At 63.9% G+C, this 16,965-nt stretch carries 17 protein-coding genes; 9 read left to right on the top strand and 8 right to left on the bottom strand.

Going from position 1 to position 16,965, the window contains the following annotated elements; all coding sequences use genetic code 11:
* Positions 1 to 30: 30 nt before the first annotated feature.
* Both dnaG and rpoD read left to right on the top strand, forming a co-directional pair.
* Positions 31 to 1,914 (top strand): DNA primase, encoded by a 1,884-nt coding sequence (gene dnaG / locus PP1Y_RS18355; RefSeq protein WP_013833564.1) that lies wholly within the window; start codon positions 31 to 33, stop codon positions 1,912 to 1,914.
* Positions 1,915 to 1,955: 41 nt separating this feature from the next.
* On the top strand, positions 1,956 to 3,989 hold the full coding sequence (rpoD, locus tag PP1Y_RS18350) for an RNA polymerase sigma factor RpoD (RefSeq protein WP_013833563.1): 2,034 nt from the start codon (positions 1,956 to 1,958) through the stop codon (positions 3,987 to 3,989).
* 99 nt (positions 3,990 to 4,088) lie between these two features.
* Here the strand turns inward: rpoD and PP1Y_RS18345 are convergent, their stop codons facing one another.
* Positions 4,089 to 5,618 carry a catalase gene (locus tag PP1Y_RS18345; protein ID WP_013833562.1) on the bottom strand — a complete coding sequence of 510 codons (1,530 nt, stop codon included), beginning with the start codon at positions 5,616 to 5,618 and terminating at the stop codon, positions 4,089 to 4,091.
* A 221-nt stretch (positions 5,619 to 5,839) separates the two neighbouring features.
* On the opposite strand from PP1Y_RS18345, the gene rpiB reads away from it, so the two are divergent.
* From rpiB to PP1Y_RS18310, 7 genes are all read left to right on the top strand, one after another.
* Entirely contained in the window at positions 5,840 to 6,277 is a 438-nt protein-coding gene (gene rpiB / locus PP1Y_RS18340; protein WP_013833561.1) for a ribose 5-phosphate isomerase B, read from the top strand.
* Between the two features lie 20 nt (positions 6,278 to 6,297).
* Positions 6,298 to 7,596 carry a serine hydroxymethyltransferase gene (gene glyA / locus PP1Y_RS18335; RefSeq protein ID WP_013833560.1) on the top strand — a complete coding sequence of 433 codons (1,299 nt, stop codon included), beginning with the start codon at positions 6,298 to 6,300 and terminating at the stop codon, positions 7,594 to 7,596.
* A 4-nt stretch (positions 7,597 to 7,600) separates the two neighbouring features.
* Complete coding sequence (locus tag PP1Y_RS18330; protein ID WP_041558988.1) at positions 7,601 to 7,828, top strand: hypothetical protein; 228 nt, start codon at positions 7,601 to 7,603, stop codon at positions 7,826 to 7,828.
* A gap of 33 nt (positions 7,829 to 7,861) precedes the next feature.
* Complete coding sequence (nrdR, locus tag PP1Y_RS18325) at positions 7,862 to 8,359, top strand: transcriptional regulator NrdR (RefSeq protein ID WP_013833559.1); 498 nt, start codon at positions 7,862 to 7,864, stop codon at positions 8,357 to 8,359.
* Positions 8,352 to 9,077: an RNA methyltransferase gene (locus tag PP1Y_RS18320; protein ID WP_007010961.1), complete on the top strand. Its 726-nt coding sequence runs from the start codon at positions 8,352 to 8,354 to the stop codon at positions 9,075 to 9,077. The genes nrdR and PP1Y_RS18320 overlap by 8 nt, the downstream gene beginning before the upstream one ends.
* Positions 9,078 to 9,303: 226 nt before the next feature.
* Complete coding sequence (rpsD, locus tag PP1Y_RS18315; RefSeq protein WP_007010962.1) at positions 9,304 to 9,918, top strand: 30S ribosomal protein S4; 615 nt, start codon at positions 9,304 to 9,306, stop codon at positions 9,916 to 9,918.
* Positions 9,919 to 10,051: 133 nt separating this feature from the next.
* Positions 10,052 to 10,276 (top strand): hypothetical protein, encoded by a 225-nt coding sequence (locus PP1Y_RS18310; protein ID WP_007010963.1) that lies wholly within the window; start codon positions 10,052 to 10,054, stop codon positions 10,274 to 10,276.
* 9 nt (positions 10,277 to 10,285) lie between these two features.
* Here the strand turns inward: PP1Y_RS18310 and PP1Y_RS18305 are convergent, their stop codons facing one another.
* The 7 genes from PP1Y_RS18305 to PP1Y_RS18275 form a co-directional block, all read right to left on the bottom strand.
* Positions 10,286 to 10,933: a ParA family protein gene (locus PP1Y_RS18305; protein ID WP_013833557.1), complete on the bottom strand. Its 648-nt coding sequence runs from the start codon at positions 10,931 to 10,933 to the stop codon at positions 10,286 to 10,288.
* A gap of 186 nt (positions 10,934 to 11,119) precedes the next feature.
* Positions 11,120 to 12,247 carry a tRNA guanosine(34) transglycosylase Tgt gene (tgt, locus tag PP1Y_RS18300; protein ID WP_013833556.1) on the bottom strand — a complete coding sequence of 376 codons (1,128 nt, stop codon included), beginning with the start codon at positions 12,245 to 12,247 and terminating at the stop codon, positions 11,120 to 11,122.
* 20 nt (positions 12,248 to 12,267) lie between these two features.
* Positions 12,268 to 13,311, bottom strand: a complete 1,044-nt coding sequence (locus PP1Y_RS18295; protein WP_013833555.1) for a YdiY family protein — start codon at positions 13,309 to 13,311, stop codon at positions 12,268 to 12,270.
* A 21-nt stretch (positions 13,312 to 13,332) separates the two neighbouring features.
* Positions 13,333 to 14,103 (bottom strand): ABC transporter permease, encoded by a 771-nt coding sequence (locus PP1Y_RS18290; protein ID WP_013833554.1) that lies wholly within the window; start codon positions 14,101 to 14,103, stop codon positions 13,333 to 13,335.
* Entirely contained in the window at positions 14,100 to 15,038 is a 939-nt protein-coding gene (locus PP1Y_RS18285; RefSeq protein ID WP_041559431.1) for an ABC transporter ATP-binding protein, read from the bottom strand. The genes PP1Y_RS18290 and PP1Y_RS18285 overlap by 4 nt, the downstream gene beginning before the upstream one ends.
* An 88-nt stretch (positions 15,039 to 15,126) precedes the next feature.
* Positions 15,127 to 16,155 (bottom strand): tRNA preQ1(34) S-adenosylmethionine ribosyltransferase-isomerase QueA, encoded by a 1,029-nt coding sequence (queA, locus tag PP1Y_RS18280; RefSeq protein WP_007010969.1) that lies wholly within the window; start codon positions 16,153 to 16,155, stop codon positions 15,127 to 15,129.
* A gap of 83 nt (positions 16,156 to 16,238) precedes the next feature.
* Positions 16,239 to 16,925, bottom strand: coding sequence for a peptidylprolyl isomerase (locus PP1Y_RS18275; RefSeq protein ID WP_041558987.1), 687 nt, complete (start codon positions 16,923 to 16,925; stop codon positions 16,239 to 16,241).
* Positions 16,926 to 16,965 lie beyond the last annotated feature (40 nt).

Genomic DNA, 16,965 nt, shown 5'->3' with positions numbered 1-16,965 from the left:
CGGGCTTCACAGGAAACGGCGGCACGCTCCGTGCTCACACCGCAATGGCTAGACCAGCTCAGGTCCCGAACGACGCTCTCGGCGTTGATCGGCCGCTCCGTGCGCCTGCAGAAGGCAGGTCGCGAGCACAAGGCGTGCTGCCCCTTCCATAACGAGAAGTCGCCCAGCTTCACCGTCAACGACGAAAAGGGCTTCTATCACTGCTTCGGTTGCGGGGCCCATGGCGACGCGATTCGCTGGATGACCGACCACCAGGGCCTCGACTTCATGGATGCCGTGAAGGAACTCGCGGCCGAAGCCGGCATGGACGTGCCAGCCCCCGACCCGCGCGCCGCCAAGGCCGCGGAAAAGCGCGACACGCTGCATGACGTGATGCATGCGGCCCAGGACTGGTTCGTGCAGAACCTGTCCTCGCCCCAGGGCGAGGAAGCCCGCGCCTACCTCGCCACACGCGGGTTCGATGCCCATACCGTCGCCCGTTTCGGCTTCGGCTATGCCCCGGAAGGGCGGCAGGCGATGAAGGAAGCGCTCGACAAGTTCCCCGAACCGATGCTGATCGAGGCGGGCCTGCGCATCGCCGTGGAGAACCGCGATCCCTACGATCGCTTCCGCGGGCGCCTGATGCTTCCGATCGAGGACGCGCGCGGCCGCGTCATCGCTTTCGGCGGCCGCATTCTCACCAAGGAGAAGATGGACGCCCCCAAGTACCTGAATTCACCCGATACCCCGCTCTTCGACAAGGGCCGCACGCTCTACAACCTGCACCGCGCCGCGCCTGCGGCACGCCAGAGCGGCAGGATGATCGTCGTCGAAGGCTACATGGACGTCATCGCGCTGGCTGCGGCAGGCATCGGCGAATGCGTCGCCCCGCTCGGCACGGCGCTGACCGAACACCAGATCGAAATGCTCTGGCGCCAGGTCGAAACGCCGATCCTGTGCTTCGACGGCGACACCGCGGGCCAGCGCGCTGCAATGCGGGCGATTTCGCGCGCCCTGCCCCTGCTCCGCCCCGCCCATTCGCTGCGCATCGTGCGCCTGCCCGAGGGCCTCGACCCGGACGACCTGATCAAGGCGCGCGGAGTAAGGGCCCTGGAAGAGATCCTCGAGGGCGCGCGCAGCCTCGTCGAAGTACTCTGGGAATTCGAATGCGATTCGCACCCCCTAGTCACCCCCGAGGACAAGGCCGGCCTGAAGGCTCGCCTGATCGAGCATGTCGAGGCGATCCAGCACCCCGACATCGCCAGCCTCTATCGCCGCGAATTGCTCGACCGCTATTCCGAGTTCGCATTCCCGCGCCGCGAGAATCGCTGGCAGGGCGGCGGACAGAAGGGCGGCGGGTTCACCCGCTCCGGACCGCGCGGCAAGTGGAACGGGCGCCCTGCCCCGGTCCCCTCCAGCCCCGAATCGATTGACCGGCTCAAGCGCCGTTTCGACGCAGGCTCAGGCGGCGGGGCACGCGATGCACTTTCGGCTGCAGTACTTGCCGGCCTGATCCGCTGGCCTTCGCAACTGGCCCGCCATGCCGAGGCCCTGGCCCGCACGCCCGGCCTCGATCCGCGCTTCGAGGCCCTGCTCGATTGCTGCGATGCCGAAGACGCGCTTGAAAGCGGCGCGCTGGGCACCATATTGACGGAAAATGGTTTGCAGCCGCCCGGAACCGCAGAATATTCAGGCCTTCGTTTCAGTTTTCTCCATCCGGAAGCAAACGAGCAACAGGCGGTATCCGATCTGGCGCAGGCCATTGATCTCTTGGTTGAGCGTCCGGTTCTGGAGGCGGCTCTGGCCCAAGCGACTACGCGGTTTGAAAGCGAGTTGTCCGACGAGGCCTTTGCCGAGCAGCAGCGCCTGCTCAAGAGAAAGCTGGAATTTGACAGTCGCCTCAGGCAAATGGCGACAAGACAGGCGGGCTCCTGATTGTATAATCGAGGTGTTCGGCACGAATAAACGGCGGTGGAATGAGCAGAAACGACGACAGCAGCGGCGACAAGAACGACGGCACCGACGCGCCGCTGATCGATCTCAACGAAGCTTCGATCAAGAAGCTGATCGCGCGTGCGAAGCGCCGCGGTGTGATCACCTACGACGAATTGAACGAGGCCCTGCCGCAGGACCAGATGTCGTCCGAGCAGATCGAGGACATCATGGCGGCCATCTCCGAGATGGGCGTCAACATCGTCGAGAGCGACGAGGACGGCCAGAGCGACGACGATAACGATAACGATAACGACGTCGAAGAAGTCGATTCGGACGAATCGGCGCCCAAGATGGTCGCCGAGACGAAGAAAAAGGAAACGGTCGAGCGTACCGACGATCCGGTGCGCATGTACCTGCGCGAGATGGGCGCGGTCGAACTGCTCAGCCGTGAGGGCGAAATCGCCATCGCCAAGCGCATCGAAGCCGGCCGCGACATGATGATCCTGGGCCTGTGCGAAAGCCCGATCACCTTCCACGCCATCATCCAGTGGTCCGAAGCGCTCAACAACGGTGAAATGCAACTGCGCGAGATCCTCGATCTCGACGCCATGCTCTCGAAGGAGCCTGCGCCCGAAAGCCTCAACGAGGACGGCGAGAGCGACGACGACGGCGAGATCAGCGAAGCCACCGCGGGCCCCTCGTACAAGGAAGACGACGACGAGGAAGAAGAAGAGTCGGCTGACGGTGAGGAAGGCGAGGACGGCGAAGGCCGCAGCGAACGCCAGCGCGACGAGGACGAGGAAGACAACACCCTCAGCCTCGCGCAGATGGAAGCTGCCCTCAAGCCCGAAGCGCTCGAGAAGTTCGCGCGAATCACCGAGCTGTTCCAGGCTTTCGAAAAGCTGCAGTCGGAGCGTCTGGACGCTCTCGCGCTCGGAATCGACTTCCCGACCGCCAAGGAAGATCACTACCAGCAGCTGCGCGAGGAACTGACCGCGCAGGTGGAATCGGTGCAGTTTCACGCGACCAAGATCGAGTATCTGGTCGACAACCTTTACGCCTTCAACCGCCGCCTGACGACGCTGGGCGGGCAGATGCTGCGCCTTGCAGAGCGGCACAAGGTCAAGCGTGCAGACTTCCTGAACACTTACGTCGGCCGTGAACTCGACGACAGCTGGCTCCCGGAAATGTCCAGGAAGGACAAGAAGTGGGCCGCTTTCGCTGAAAACGAGGCCGATTCGGTCGAGCGCATCCGTTCGGAAATCTCGGACATCGCCGCTGCCACCGGCATGGCGCTCCCCGAGTTTCGCCGCATCGTCAACATGGTCCAGAAGGGTGAGCGCGAGGCGCGCATCGCCAAGAAGGAAATGGTCGAAGCGAACCTGCGCCTGGTGATCTCGATCGCCAAGAAGTACACCAACCGCGGCCTGCAGTTCCTGGACCTGATTCAAGAAGGCAACATCGGCCTGATGAAGGCGGTCGACAAGTTCGAGTACCGCCGCGGCTACAAGTTTTCGACTTACGCGACCTGGTGGATCAGACAGGCCATCACCCGCTCGATCGCGGACCAGGCCCGCACCATCCGTATCCCGGTCCACATGATCGAGACGATCAACAAGCTGGTGCGCACAAGCCGCCAGTTCCTGCACGAGCAGGGCCGCGAGCCGACGCCGGAAGAAATGGCCGAGCGTCTCTCGATGCCGCTCGAGAAGGTCCGCAAGGTGATGAAGATCGCCAAGGAACCGATCAGCCTCGAAACGCCGATCGGCGATGAGGAAGATTCGCACCTGGGCGATTTCATCGAGGACAAGAACGCGATCATCCCGGTGGACGCGGCGATCCAGGCGAACCTCAAGGAAACGGTCACCCGCGTCCTTGCCAGCCTCACCCCGCGTGAGGAACGCGTGCTGCGCATGCGCTTCGGCATCGGCATGAACACCGATCACACGCTGGAAGAAGTCGGCCAGCAATTCTCGGTGACCCGCGAACGTATCCGTCAGATCGAGGCCAAGGCGCTGAGGAAGCTCAAGCACCCGAGTCGCAGTCGCAAGATGCGCTCGTTCCTGGACCAGTAATGACGGAAAAGCCCCGCTTCGGCGGGGTTTTTCTTGTCCGCAATCCACAAAAAAGCCCCGCCGAAGCGGGGCTTTTCTTCTTCATGCGGGAAAGGCCGATTATTCGGCGAGCTCTTGCTCCGCGATCGCTTCGGCCGAGGCCATTCCGGGTGCCTCGGATTTGCCGCCCAGTTTCTCGCGCACGCCCTTTTCGACTTTCTCACCGGTCTCCGCGTCAATGGCCTTCCAGTAATCGAACGCGCGCGTGAGAACTTTCTCCGACACCCCGTCGCACAGGTGGCCGACGATATTCATCACGAGCCTTGCGCGCGCGGCATCGTCCATCACGTCGCGGATGAGCGCCCGCGGCTGGCTGACATCGTCGTCATCCTTGCGCGGCGTATAGGCCGAGCGCACCATTTCCCCGTCCGCGTACCACAGGCCCGCTTCGCCGGAGAGGTCGGGCTGCGCGGCCGGACCGCCGTAGCTGTTGGGCGCATAGACCGGATCGGACACGTTCTCGGTACGTCCTGCCCCATCCTTCGAATAACTGAAGACCGGGCACTGCGGCTTGTTCACCGGAATCTGCTTGTAGTTCACGCCCAGTCGCGCGCGATGGGCATCGGAGTAGGCAAACCCGCGTGCGAGCAGCATCTTGTCGGGAGACAGGCCGATGCCGGGCACCATGTTGTTGGGCTCGAACGCGGCCTGCTCGATCTCGGTATGGAAATCGGTTGGATTGCGGTCAAGCGTGAGCTTGCCGACCTCGATGAGGGGATAGTCCGAATGCGGCCAGACCTTGGTGAGATCGAAGGGATTGATGCGATAGGTCTTCGCATCCTCGAACGGCATGACCTGCCAGTAGAGCGTCCAGCTCGGATGGTCGCCGCGCGCAATGGCATCGAACAGGTCGCGCCGATGGAAGTCGCCGTCCTTTCCCGCCATCTCGTCGGCCTCATCCTGGGAAAGGTAGGCATTCCCGTCGCCGAGATCGGTCTTGAAGTGGAACTTCACCCAGAACTTCTCACCCGAGGCATTGACCAGCGAGTAGGTGTGGCTGGAATAGCCGTTCATCTCTCGCCAGGTTTTCGGTACGCCGCGGTCGCCCATGAGATAGGTAACCTGATGCGCACTTTCCGGTGAAAGCGTCCAGAAGTCCCACTGCATGTCGTGATCGCGAAGGCCGTTGTCGGCGCGGCGCTTCTGGCTGCGGATGAAGTGCTGGAACTTCATCGGATCGCGTATGAAGAAAATCGGCGTGTTGTTGCCGACCATGTCGAAATTGCCGTCCTCGGTGTAGAACTTTACGGCAAAGCCGCGCGGATCGCGCCAGGTGTCCGGACTGCCGCGCTCACCTGCAACGGTAGAGAAGCGGGCCAAGGTCTGGGCCCTGGCGCCGGGCTGGAAGACTTTCGCCTTGGTGTAGCGCGAGACGTCATTGGTCACCTCGAAATGACCGAAGGCCCCGCTGCCCTTGGCATGGGGCTGGCGCTCGGGAATGCGCTCCCGGTTGAAATTCGCTATCTGTTCAAGCAGATAATGGTCATTGAGTACGATCGGCCCGTCGCGTCCCACAGTCAGGGAATGCTCGTCGCTCTGGACGCGAATGCCGGCATCGGTGGTCGTGGGGGGAATGGTTTCGTCGGCCAAGGTCGTGTCCTCCGGACTGGGTTTGCGATACCCCTACCCAACACGCCGAACTCGCCGGTAGTTCCGAGGCCGATCCGGAGAAGTCCTCATCCCGGCCCGTTCTTGCCAAATCCCGCCGGACACTCCATGTCACCGCCGAGGTCTTATTGCGGTGGCCTTCCGGGGCGTATCGCACTAAGGCGCGTCGCGAACCCGATTCCCGGAACTGCCACGGAACGAACATGCGCATCGCCATCGCATCCGACCACGCCGCCGTCGACCTCAAGGCGACGCTGCGCGAATACCTCATCGATCTCGGCCACGAAGTCGCAGACCTCGGCCCTGAAACCGCAGACCGCGTCGACTATCCCGACTATGGCTACAAGCTCGCCTCGGTCGTTGCCGACGGCACCGCCGAATTTGGCGTGGCGCTGTGCGGTTCGGGCATCGGCATCTCGATCGCCGTCAACCGCGATCCCAAGTGCCGCTGCGCGCTCGTCTCGGAGCCGCTGTCGGCCGCCCTCGCGCGGGAGCACAACGATGCCAACGTCATCGCCATGGGCGCACGCCTGACCGGCGAGGACATGGCCAAGGCCTGCCTGGACGCATTCCTCTCGACCGAATTCGGCGGTGGTCGCCACGCCGGGCGCGTCGAGAAACTCTCCAACCCCAAAAGCTGATCCGAAGAGGTCCAACGAACATGACCGTCGAAACTGCCATCCGTTCCCCCGGCTTCTTCACCGACACGATCGCGGACAGCGATCCTGCCGTCGCCAAGGCCATCGGCAAGGAACTCAAGCGCGAGCGCAAGCAGATCGAGCTGATCGCCTCGGAGAACATCGTCTCCAAGGCCGTGCTTGAAGCGCAGGGCTCGGTCCTCACCAACAAGTACGCCGAAGGCTACCCGGGCAAGCGCTACTACCAGGGCTGCGAGCCTTCCGACGAAGTCGAGACGCTGGCCATCGAACGCGCCAAGCAGCTTTTCGACTGCGGCTTCGCGAACGTCCAGCCCCACTCGGGCGCACAGGCCAACGGTGCAGTCCTGCTCGCGACGGTCAAGCCGGGCGATACGGTCATGGGCATGAGCCTCGATGCCGGCGGCCACCTCACCCACGGCGCGCGCGCCGCGCTTTCGGGCAAGTGGTTCAACGCGGTGCAGTACGGCGTGACCAAGGACACCCACCTGATCGACTACGACCAGGTCGAGGCTCTCGCCAAGGAACACCGGCCCAAGCTGATCATCGCCGGCGGCTCGGCCTATCCGCGTGTGATCGATTTCAAGCGCATGCGCGAGATCGCCGACAGCGTGGGCGCGCTGTTCCAGGTCGACATGGCGCACTTCGCGGGCCTCGTGGCCGCGGGCGTGCACCCCTCGCCGTTCCCGCACGCGCACATCGCCACCACCACCACGCACAAGACCCTGCGCGGTCCGCGCGGCGGCATGATCCTCACCAATGACGAGGCGCTGGCCAAGAAGATCAACTCGGCCGTGTTCCCCGGCCTGCAGGGCGGTCCGCTGATGCATGTCATCGCCGCCAAGGCCGTGGCTTTCGGTGAAGCGCTGCGTCCCGATTTCAAGGACTACAGCAAGAAGGTCGTCGAGAACGCCAAGGCCCTTGCCGAAACGCTCAAGGCACGCGGCGCCGAGATCGTCTCGGGCGGCACCGACACGCACCTTGCGCTGATCGACCTCTCGCCGCTCGGCGTGACCGGCAAGGACGCCGACGAAGCGCTCGAGCGTGCCGGCATCACCTGCAACAAGAACGGCATTCCGTTCGACCCGCTGCCGCCGATGAAGACCAGCGGCATCCGCGTCGGTTCGCCTGCGGGCACCACCCGCGGCTTCGGGGTCGAGGAATTCCGCGAGATCGGCAACATGGTCGCCGACGTGCTCGACGGTCTGGCCAAGTGCGGCGAAGAAGGTGATGCGCAAGTGGAACAGAACGTGCGCGCACGCGTAGAAGCCTTGTGTGACCGCTTCCCGATCTACGAGGACTGATACGATGACCGACCCCCGTCGCCCCCAGGACAATGGCAGCTTCGTCAGCGATGCGCGCCATGAGCTTGCCGGAATGCTCCAGGACGGTCTCGACCATCCTTCGACCAGGCCGGTGCTGGTCTGGGGGGCGATGGGTGCGGTTGCAGGCGCGATGCTGCCCTTCGTATCGATCGGCCTCGGCCTTGCCGCAGGTGCCGGATACAAGTTCTACAAGCGCGTCCGGCCCGACTGACCGCGCCCTCTTTTCAAGGAAGTTCCCTCGTAAATGCGCTGTCCGTTCTGCGCCCACGACGATTCCCAGGTCAAGGACAGCCGCCCGACCGAGGACAACACCGCGATCCGCCGTCGCCGCCAGTGCTCCAGCTGCGGCGCGCGCTTCACGACTTTCGAACGCGTGCAGCTTCGTGAGATCACCGTGGTCAAGACCGGCGGCGAGAACGAGGAGCCGCGGCGCGAGCCTTTCGACCGCTCCAAGATCGAGCAATCGGTCACGCTGGCTTGCCGCAAGCGCGGTATCGACCGCGAAAAGATCGACCAGCTCGTTTCCGGCGTGCAGCGCCAGATCGAAACCTCGGGCGAAGCCGAAGTGGCCTCCCGCGAAATCGGCGAAATGGTGATGGACGGGCTGCGCCAGCTCGATTCGGTCGCCTACATCCGGTTTGCCTCGGTCTACCGTGCCTTCAACGAGGCCAGGGACTTCGAGGAATTCGCCGGAACCGTGCGCGATGTTGCCGATGATGAAGGAACTTCCACCAATGGCTGACAACCAGCCCGTCATCGTCCTCGTACGGCCGCAGCTGGGTGAGAACATCGGCAAGGCCGCGCGGGCAATGCTGAACTTCGGGCTTACCGAAATGCGGCTCGTCTCGCCGCGTGACGGCTGGCCGAACCCCTCCGCCGGGCCCGCGGCCGCCGGCGCCGACCAGGTACTCGATGGAGCGCAGGTTTACGAAACGCTCGCCGAGGCCGTTGCCGACTGCGCCAATGTCTATGCAACGACCGTTCGCAAGCGCGGCGTCACCAAGCCGGTGGTCACGCCCGAGCAGGCTGCGCGCGAAATCCATACCGCGCCGGGCCGATCCGCCTATGTCTTCGGACCGGAACGCTCGGGCCTGGAAACCGAGGACGTGGCGCTGGCCCGCGCAATTCTGACCGTTCCGATCAATCCGGAATTCGCTTCGCTCAACCTGGCGCAGGCGGTGATCCTGTGCGCCTACGAATGGTCGAAGGGCGCCGATCTGGCACAGCCGACGGCAGAAGAGCTGCTCCCCCCTGCCCCGCAGGACGAACTGGAAGGCCTGATCGGCCATTTCGAGCGGTTTCTGGAGACCAAGAACTATTTCTGGCCCGAAACGCGCGCGGCGGCCAATCGCCTGACCTTGCGCAACCTGCTGACCAAGCCGGGCTGGAATCACCTGGAAGTACGCACCTTGCGCGGCATTCTCAGCACACTGGAGGACGCCCGGCGCAAGCGCGATTGAGCCGGTTTCGCGCGCGAATGCCTCGGCGCGCTTGACATTCCCTGACAACCCCGTAAGGGCCACGCCTTCACATGGCGCCTGCCTGTTTCGGCAGATCCGTCCATTCGGCCCCGCACCCCGGTGAAGCGGCGGCCGCAACCAGCGAAGTACGGCTGGTTGGTGCGCCCCGGGACAACACGGATCGCTGGCCAAGGTGGCCTGGCGACAAGCAGAACGGAGACGACACATGTCGAAGCGCAAGAGCGCCAAGTACAAACTCGACCGCCGCATGGGCGAGAACATCTGGGGTCGCCCCAAGAGCTCGGTCAACCGCCGCAGCTACGGCCCGGGCCAGCACGGCCAGCGCCGCAAGGGCAAGCTCTCGGACTACGGCATCCAGCTGCGCGCCAAGCAGAAGCTCAAGGGCTACTACGGCGACGTGACCGAGAAGCAGTTCAAGCGCACCTACCAGGAAGCGTCGAAGATGAAGGGCGACACCGGTCAGAACCTGATCGGCCTGCTCGAGCAGCGCCTCGACATGATCGTGTACCGCGCCAAGTTCGCGCCGACGATCTTCGCGGCTCGCCAGATCGTTTCGCACGGCCACATCCGCGTCAACGGCGTGAAGTGCAACATCGCTTCGCGTCGCGTGAAGGTCGGTGACGTCGTCAGCCTCGGCAACAAGGCCAAGGAAATGGCGCTGATCATCGAAGCGCAGAGCCTGCCCGAGCGTGAAGTTCCCGACTATGTCGCGCCCGACGGCAACGACAAGGTCACCTTCGTTCGCGTGCCCTCGCTCGACGAAGTGCCCTACCCGGTGAAGATGGAACCGAACCTGGTCGTCGAGTTCTACTCGCGCTAAGTCACGGTTTTCCGGAAACGGAATTCAGCAAGAGGGCGGTCCTTTCGGGGCCGCCCTTTTCGCATGGGCAGACACCCTCAAAAAATACACGATTCGAAGCCCTTGTCAGGAAACTGAAGCAGACTTCGCGCATTTGACCATCGTCATGCAGCGATACCGTTTCATCACTCCCCACCGCACCGGCAAATGGTACCCCGATCTCGATACCGCAAAGCGCTTCGCCTGCGAGATCGGGGCAGGCTTTCTCGATTCCAGAACCGGCCGATTCGTGGCCTACGTCGGCACCCGGCTTGAGGTCATGAAGGCGCGCGGCGCCAGACAGGGCAGCGCCGCCGAACTGCACAAGGCTCCGGCCTGAAAACGGGCCTTATGCTCCCTGGCCGGGAAGTTGCTTCAACGTGATGTGGCCCGATGCCCATTTCCACAGGGCGTCGACTTCGCCCGCGGCCTTGCCGTCCGGCTCGATCTCTGCGGCAACCTCTCCCGTGCCTGAGGAGCGGTGAAAGGCAGCCCTTTCACCGAACTGGATCGGACAGACCTGCAGGCCCATTGCCTCGGCCGCCTTCGTCGCTTCCTCGATCATGCGGGTGGCCCGCGCAGGAACCGCGTTGAAGACGACGAAGGCCGGCTTGCGCGCATAGGACATCAGCCCGGCTGTCGCCTCGAGGGCATGAAGGTCGAAGGCGCGGGCACGGGTCGGGATCAGGACGAGATCGGCCACGCGCACCGCCTCACGCGATGCCGTGTCCCCGTGCGGCGGGGTATCGATGACGATCAGTTCGGCGCCGCCGCGCCGCGCCTTCTCTATCGTGCTGAACAGGCGTACCGGCGGGCAGGTCATGACTTCCGGCTTGAAATCGCCCCGCCAGTCACCCCATGTCGCGGAGGTGGCTTGAGGATCGGTGTCGATGACGCAGGTTTCCCGGCCGGCATAGACGGCGCTGGTGGCCAGATGGAGCGCCATGGTCGTCTTGCCCGAGCCGCCCTTCTGGCTGACGATCGCGATAGTCGGCATGAACAACACCCCCTGTCCTGCTGCTCCGGCACCGGAAAATCCGATTCGAGTGGGAAATGCCGGTCAGGGGAGTGTCCGGGTGATGCCGGCCCTTGTCCATAGCCGCGCGACATTGTCCCGCGAAACCTGCACGGGAACGGTCGAAAGACTTGCCGCAGGGTCCGCGTGGGCCTGCCCCGGGCGCGATTACTTTCTCAGGTAATCCCGGCGGAAATCGGCAGCGAAGGCAGCAAAACGGCTCTCGGCGATTGCATCGCGCATGGTCTGCATGAGCTGCTGGTAGAACGAGATGTTGTGCTCGGTCAGCAGCATTGCGCCCAGGATCTCGCCGGAGCGGATCAGGTGATGCAGATAGGCTCGGCTGTAAGTGCCGCAGGTCGGGCACTTGCAGCGCTCGTCGATGGGGCCGTTATCTTCGGCATGACGCGCGTTGCGCATGTTGAGCGGGCCATTCCAGGTGAAGGCCTGGCCATTGCGCCCTGAGCGCGTGGGCAACACGCAGTCGAACATGTCGACCCCGCGCTCGACCGCACCGACGAGATCATCGGGCTTGCCCACGCCCATAAGATAGCGTGGCCGATCGACAGGCAACTGGCCGGGGGCAAACTCGAGCGTGGCGAACATCGCTTCCTGCCCCTCGCCCACGGCGAGGCCGCCGATCGCGTAGCCATCAAAGCCGATATCGACGAGGGCATCGGCACTGACCTTGCGCAAGCCTTCGTCGAGGGCGCCCTGCTGGATTCCGAAAAGCGCGGAATTGGCGGCATGTTCGCCGCCGCTGTCAAAACCGTCGCGGCTGCGCCTCGCCCAGCGCATCGACATTTCCATCGAGCGGGCAATCACGTCGCGCGGCTGGTCGATCTTCGGACATTCATCGAAGCACATGACGATGTCGGAGCCGAGCAGGCGCTGGATCTCCATCGAGCGTTCGGGGCTGAGCATGTGCCGCGAACCGTCGAGGTGGCTGGCAAACGTCACCCCCTCCTCGGTGATCTTGCGAAGGTCGGAAAGGCTCATGACCTGATAGCCGCCGCTGTCGGTAAGGATAGGCCGGTCCCAGTTCATGAACTTGTGCAGGCCGCCAAGACGCGCGACGCGCTCGGCGCCCGGGCGCAGCATCAGGTGATAGGTATTGCCCAGAATGATGTCGGCGCCGGTCGCGCGCACGCTCTCTGGCTTCATCGCCTTGACCGTGGCGGCAGTTCCCACCGGCATGAAGGCGGGCGTGCGGATCTCGCCGCGGCGCATCTTGATGACGCCGGTGCGCGCCTTGCCGTCGGTGGCGTGGATGGAGAATTCGAAACGCGGGTTCATGGCCGCGTCCGTTAGACCGGTCAGAAGCCGTAGACCAGTGAGAACCGCGAAATCGTATCGGTCTTGAGCGAGCCGGCCGGCGGCGCGGTTTCATGCTCTATGGAATAGGACAGCTTGGCCTTGAGGCCCTTCGCCATCCCCGCCTCGATCCCGGTGAGCGAAGTGAAGGTGCTGTTGTCGGATCCGACATAGCTCGAAGCATCCTGGCTCAGCGCCAGTGTCCCGTTGAGCTTCCAGTCGAAATCGAGCGAAGTCAGCGCCGACCAGGTGGTCTCCGAGGGATCATCGATGTAGTTCGTTCGGCGCACCGCAGGACCTGCCTCGACCGACAGCGTCATGTTGCGGCGTTTGATGAGGCGGTAACCCAAACCTCCCGAGAACGAGAAGCGGTCCCGATAGCCCTGGATCTCGTCCTTCTCGTACTGCAGGCGGCCGTAGGTAAAGACACCGTCATTGATGGTATAGCGTGGCTGGTAGCTGGCCCCGTACTTCTCCCGCGTGACGGTGCCCGAATCCTTCTGGTAGTCCGCTGTCGCAAGGATCAGGTGCTCCCAGTCGATCCCCTTGCGATCGAGCTTGAGCGCGCCGGTGAAACCGAAGTTCGTGGTGTTGCCGGTGCTGTGGAAGGCGCCGAGTTCGATCTGTCCCTTCCACAATTCCAGCACGCCCGATTCGCGAATGCGGCGCGTTTCGGCCTCGGTCTTGGCCGCGAGGCGCGCGGCCTTGTCGTCGAGATAGGCGCGGTGCATCGCCTTGATCTCGTCCTTGTCGTAGGGCTGCGTCTCGATCGCCATTTTCACGACAGCGGCCACCGTTGCGGAATCGTCCGTTGCCACTGCCGCCTCGATCATCGCCTTGACGTTCTTGGGCAGGCTGGGAGGCGGAACTTCGATGAACGGCGTCGGCCAGGGATAGTCCGGCAGGTCCAGGCGCAGCGGTTCAGGCGCGAAATCCACCAAGCCTTCATCGACCGAAAGCCGCGCCTCTTCGACAGGCTGGGCCTGAGCGGGGACCGCAAGCAGCAGGGACGGGAGGGCGACCGGGAGGAACGTCTTCAAGGGCATGACCGAATCGAATCTATGAAATCAGGACCGCAGGCGCCAGCCCGTCTTGAAGATCCATGCGATGAAGGCCACGCAAATCGCGAGGAACGCCAGAGTCATCCCCAGCGAAGTGGCAATCGAGAAGTCCGAGCTACCGTAGAAGCACCAGCGCAAACCGTTGACGAGATAGACGACCGGGTTGGCCATGGCCACCGAGCGCCAGGGCTCGGGCAGGACATCGATCGAATAGAACGTACCGCCGAGGAAGGTCAGCGGAACGATGAACAGGACCGGCACGATGCCGAGTTTCTCGAAGCTGTCGGCCCAGATCCCGAGGATGAAGCCGAATAGCGAGAAACTGGCCGATACCAGCAGGATGAAGCCCAGCGTGTAGAGCGGGTGCAGGATCGTGTAGTCGACGAAGAAGGTCGCCGTCCCCAGGATGATCGCGGCGAGGATCAGCGACTTGGTCGCAGCCGCTCCAACGAAGCCCACCAGCGTCTCGGCCGTGCCTACCGGTGCGGAGAGCAACTCGTAGATCGCCCCGGTGAAACGCGGCATGTAGATGCCGAAGCTGCCGTTGGACGTACTTTCGCTGAGCAGCGTGAGCAAAAGCAGGCCGGGCACGATGAAGGCCCCGTAACTGACACCGTCCATCGTCTGCATACGGCCACCGATGGCCGCGCCGAAGACGACGAAATAAAGCACGGTTGTCAGCACCGGGCCCAGGATGGATTGCATGGCGGTACGCAGGGCGCGAGCGACTTCGCGCTTGTAGATGGTCCAGGCGCTGCGGGCGTTGAATGCGATCACTTCGCCTCTCCTTCAAGCAGATTGACGAAGATCTCTTCGAGGCTCGATTCGCGAATATCGATGGAAGTGTAGTCGATGCCGGCTGCGACCAGCGTCTTGGTCAGTTCGGCCACTTCGGCCTTGCCGCCCCCCGCGCCGTCGCCTCCGCGATAACACAGTTCAGTGCCGCCATCGCCAAGAGTGACCGCGAAGCGCTCCAGCGACGCAGGAATGTCCGAAAGCGGCTGGGCCAGCGCGATGTGCGCTTCTGTCCTGCCAAGCTGCTTCATCATGACCGACGTCCGCTCGACCATGCGGATCCGTCCGGCCTGGATGATGCCGACCCGGTCGGCCATTTCCTCGGCCTCTTCGATGTAGTGCGTCGTCAGGATGATCGTGGTGCCCAGGTCGCGCAGCTTGGCGATCTGCTGCCACATGTCGCGGCGCAGTTCGACGTCGACGCCCGCTGTCGGCTCGTCAAGAAACAGCAGCTGCGGTTCGTGTGCCAGCGCCTTGGCGATCAGCACGCGGCGCTTCATGCCACCGGACAGGGCGCGGATCTGCTCATTGCGCTTGTCCCACAGGCTGAGCGCCTTGAGGATCTCCTCGATCTTGTCCGCGTCCGGCGCGAGTCCGAACAGCCCGCGCGAATAATTGACCGTGTGCATGACCGTTTCGAACATGTCGGTCGCCAGTTCCTGCGGCACCAGTCCGATCCGGGCGCGCAAGCTGCGCCAGTGCGAGCGCAGATCTTCGCCGAAAACGCGGATCGTGCCCGCACTGGGCCGCACCAGTCCGCACACCGCTCCGATCAAGGTCGTCTTGCCTGCCCCGTTCGGGCCCAGCAGGGCAAAGATCTCGCCCTTGCGGATTTCGAGGTCGACGCCGTGAAGCGCGGTAAAGCCGCCCGCGTAAGTCTTGGTGAGACCGCGAATTTCAAGAATGGATTCCATCATGCCTTGATGGGGCATGACGATGGCAGTTCCAAGACCTGGACCGTGAGATTGCGACGCAATTCCCACAAGTTGGACCGCCTGTATCCAGTCAGGGGAGCAACAGGCTGGAATCGCCGTAGGAATAGAAGCGGTATTGCGCGCCGATGGCGTGGGCATAGACCGCCTGCATCTTGTCCAGACCCATCAGTGCGCTGACCAGCATGAACAGGGTCGACTTGGGCAGGTGGAAGTTCGTCATCAATCCGTCGATCGCCTTGAAGCGATAGCCCGGGGTGATGAAGATCGAGGTGTCACCTTCGAAGGGCCGGATCACGTCATCCTCGCCTGCGGCACTTTCCAGCAGGCGCAGGCTTGTCGTGCCTACGGCGATCAGGCGACCGCCAGCGGCGCGCGCGGCATTGAGTCGATCCGCCGTGGCCTGGTCGATCCGCCCCCATTCCGCATGCATCTTGTGATCGCTGGTATCGTCGGCCTTCACCGGCAGGAAGGTACCCGCCCCGACATGGAGCGTAAGCGTCTCGCGGGCGATGCCGGCTTCATCGAGCCGCTCGACGAGTTCAGGGGTGAAGTGCAGCGCCGCAGTCGGGGCGGCAACCGCGCCCTTCTCGCGCGCGAACATCGTCTGGTAGTCCGAGCGGTCGGCCTCATCGGTATCGCGCTTGCCGGCGATGTAGGGCGGCAGCGGCATGCGCCCTGCCCGCTCGAGCAGCACTTCAACCGGTTCGTCGCCCTCGAAGGCGAGCGTCCAGCTGCCGTCTTCGTGCCGCGCTTCCGCAATCGCGGTAACTTCGGCCGGAAACTCGACCCGGTCGCCGGGCCTGAGGCGCTTGGCATTGCGCACGAAGGCCTGCCAGCGGCGCAGGTCGATGCGCTTGTGCAGGGTCGCGCCGATCCGCGCTTCGCCCCGGCGGCCTTCGAGCTGGGCGGGAATGACGCGGGTGTCGTTGAAGACCAGCACGTCCCCCTTGCGCAGCATCTGTGGCAGGTCGCGGACATGGCGGTCCGAGAACGGCGCATCGCCATCGACCACCAGCATCCGCGCGGCATCGCGCGGCCTGGCCGGACGAAGGGCTATGCGTTCAGTGGGAAGGTCGAAATCGAAGAGGTCAACGCGCATGGCCGCGCGCTAGAGCAGCGCGCGGATTTCGACAAGATCGTGCGTTGCGATTGCGCGCGACTGAGCGCCGCCTTGCGCCGCGCTCAGTCGGAACTGGAATTGCTGAGCTGGTCCGCGGTGATCGGGGCCGCCGTCGCCGACGCCGCGACAGTGCCCGGTGCAGGCGGTGCCTTGTGGTCCGAGGCGAGCGAGGCCTGGACGATGCGCGTCGGGTTCTGCGGCGGCTCGCCGCGATGAATCGCATCGACGTATTGCATGCCCGAGATCACGCGGCCGAACACCGTGTACTTGTGATCGAGCGAGAAGCGCGGATAGAAAACGATGAAGAACTGGCTGTTCGCGCTGTTCGGATCGTTCGTGCGCGCCATCGATACGGTGCCGCGCAGGTGCGGCAGCGAATTGAATTCGGCCTCGAGGTCGGGGAGCTGCGAACCGCCCTGGCCGGTTCCCGTCGGGTCGCCGGTCTGCGCCATGAAGCCGTCGATCACGCGGTGGAAGATCACCCCGTTGTAGAAGCCCTGCTCGGCCAGCGTCTTGATCCGCTCGACATGGTGGGGCGCCCATTCCGGCATCAGGCGGATCGCCACGCGGCCGCCGTCCGAAAGATCCAGCACCAGGATGTTCTGCGGATCGTGCGACATGTCGGTATCGACTACCGGGGAGAGCGCCGGTGCGGCCGGTGCGGGTGCTTCCTTTTTCTTCGCCAGGGCCGGTGCAGCCACCAGCGCAAGCCCGATCATCGTCGCGGTGAGAGGAAGGCGAAATTTCATCGATTACTCACAAGCTGGAGCCAGTCATCGTGGGGGGCGA

It is taken from the genome of Novosphingobium sp. PP1Y (genome assembly GCF_000253255.1).
Taxonomy (GTDB): Bacteria; Pseudomonadota; Alphaproteobacteria; order Sphingomonadales; family Sphingomonadaceae; genus Novosphingobium.
Note: the sequence above shows the minus strand (reverse complement) of the source record. Positions and strands in the feature narration are given on the sequence as shown.